The sequence below is a fragment of the Paludibacterium sp. genome (genome assembly GCF_019232825.1).
Lineage (GTDB): Bacteria > Pseudomonadota > Gammaproteobacteria > Burkholderiales > Chromobacteriaceae > Paludibacterium.
The window spans coordinates 1-2,287 of record NZ_JAFAND010000154.1 but is presented as its reverse complement, the minus strand read 5'-3'; the positions used below and the strand labels follow the sequence as shown (position 1 = coordinate 2,287).

Below are 2,287 nucleotides of genomic sequence, written 5' to 3'. Positions count from 1 at the left end.
CTGGAGTGACATCCTTGAGGCTGCCGCCTCCCTCATGGCGCGGAGCGGCCAACCCTCGCTCGGCGAGCGGATCGGCGCCCTGAATGATCTCATCAGCGAGTCGATCAGCGTCGGAGAGGTGTTCGGCGCGGTCGACGTGACCCGCCGCCAGCACGTGGCCGAGGCCCTGCGCTTCCTGGCCTCGAACGGAGGCCGGGCGCACCGCTTGGACATCGGACGGCATCTCGGGCTGGGGCAGGCCAACCTCACCCGGGTGCTCAACATGATGACCGCCGCCGGTCTCGTGGAACGGTCGTCGCTCGGGAAGGAAGCCATCTTGGTGCTGTCGCGCGCTGGAGAGGCCGCGCAACGGACCGCCCGCGCCGACCGGAAGCAGGAGCTCGCCGTCGCGGCTCCGTAGGCGAGGGTGCCACTTGCGAGCCCACGTGAGGGGCGGGAACGGGGCACGCTCTCGACGAAACGCCCATCCCCGTCATGATCAGGAGGAGCGGTGCCGGACAGCCCGCACCCGGAACGACATTGACACCCTCGCCAGCGAGACATACAGCGGGCCTCGTCGCCGCTTAACCGGAACGGCAGCCATAGCTCGGAGAGGTTGCCGATGCGGAAGGCTGTTCTCGCGTGCAGCGTTCAGTGCTTCCTGCTCTTCGCCGGGCGCCCGGCGATGGCCGACCACTACGACCGGCTCACCCACAATGGCGGTTGGGATGCCTATGCCCTGCCCGGCGACGTCCCCGGGGTCTACGTGGAGGGGTCCGCGGAGGGAGCCGGGGCGACGAGCTTCAAGGTCGGCTTCTCGGACGAACATCCGGGAACGCTCTACATCCGCGAGTTCCTCCTCAGCGTATCTCCCGAGGCGTCCGCGCAGCTCACCCTGAAGGTCGCTTTCGACAACGGGGACGCTTTCGAATTCCCTGCATCCTTCCATTCCTTGAACGCCACCGCCGTCGTGCGCCCCGATCAAGTGGCGCCGTGGCTCCACGACTTCACCGCGCTGCACCGGATGACAGCCAGCCTCGTCGGCGCCGACGGCTCCGGCATCGGCGGCCCGCAGGTGTTCTCCCTGCCGGGAACCACGCCCACCGTCGAGGCTGTGGCGCGCTACGCCGCCGACCGCCGGGTTCGCCTGCCGAAGCCGTTCCAGACGGCGGACGTGTCCCAGCCGCCTTTGGCCGCCAGCGGGCAGCCGTCCTGCCGCGATATCGCCTCCCCTTCGGATCGCGTCGCCTGTTACGACCGGGTGGGATCCGGCGCGCCTGTCCCGAACGCACCGGTGCAGCGGACGGCCGCTCCACGAACCGTGCCGCCGGGCGGTTCCGGGAACGCAGAGGGTGCGGCCCCGTCGCCAAGGGGGGGCTTCGGCGTTCCGGATATCCCCTACCTGAAGGGTGAATCCACCTGGGATCCTCACGGCTACGCAAAGGCCATGCTGCAGGGGAAGATCCCCTTCTCAGCGGTCGGCTCGTTCACGTCCTTTGAGGAGGCGCGGCTGCCCACGTCGTCGCACGTGTGGATGGTCTCGGTCCTTGCCGAGCCGGCGCGCGCGCAAGTTTCCTGTTTCTACGACCATTTCGACGAACGCCTCGTGCGGATGCCGACGGGTACCGCAGTCCGTATCTCCGGGAACAACGTGATGCCCCTGGATTCAGCGCTGATGCTCAAGGGAACTGCCAAGTGCTTCCGCAGTAGCGGACGCCGGGCGCCGCGCCCGCGCGCATCGCGGGGGTGGCAGCCTTCGGCGGCCGAGTGATGGCAGCGCCTCCGTCATAGCCGCCTCATAGCCCGCGCGCGCCACGTCCCCGCTCGTCGAGGTCCTCGAAGCCTCCCTCGCCGCCCGGAAGGACATGGTGTTCGACAACCGAGCGAGCGTCCGTCACGCCCCGGGTCTCTGGTTCGGTGAGGAGGTCAAGGAGATGGCGGTTGTCTCCGACCAATACGAGTGGCCAGCCAACGCCAGCACCGATCTCCTCCGAGATAGTCATTGACCATAATCACCAGCTCGGCGCAGCGTCGTCCCCGAGTAGCAGCGTTCACGACGCTATCGCAGTATGGGGGCGGAGATGGCTGATACACGCAGGCGCGCATTGCTGATAGCGCGCCTGATGGTTTCCTTTGTCATGTCAGTTGGCGCATTCCTGACGCAAACGGCACGCGCCGAGACTCAACGGATCCTCTACGCAGTCAATCAGGCGCCAAAGGACAGAGGATCCATTTCGCTATACGACATTGATGCCGGGCATCATCTGATCAGGGTTATTCGAACGGTCTCCGGCGTCCACGACGTCAG

At 67.1% G+C, this 2,287-nt stretch carries 3 protein-coding genes; all 3 read left to right on the top strand.

The window, feature by feature from the left end; translation table 11 throughout:
- The coding region (locus tag JOZ06_RS19940; RefSeq protein ID WP_293235682.1) for a hypothetical protein at positions 1-400 on the top strand (400 nt) is incomplete at its 5' end.
- A 201-nt stretch (positions 401-601) separates the two neighbouring features.
- A complete protein-coding gene (locus tag JOZ06_RS19935) occupies positions 602-1,750 on the top strand; it encodes a hypothetical protein (protein ID WP_293235680.1) in 1,149 nt (382 codons plus the stop codon).
- Between the two features lie 310 nt (positions 1,751-2,060).
- The coding region (locus JOZ06_RS19930) for a hypothetical protein (RefSeq protein WP_293235678.1) at positions 2,061-2,287 on the top strand (227 nt) is incomplete at its 3' end.

What these genes read in the sequence shown, in the direction of transcription:
- JOZ06_RS19935 (WP_293235680.1), top strand. Translation starts at nt 602, where the DNA reads ATGCGGAAGGCTGTTCTCGCGTGCAGCGTTCAGTGCTTCCTGCTCTTC.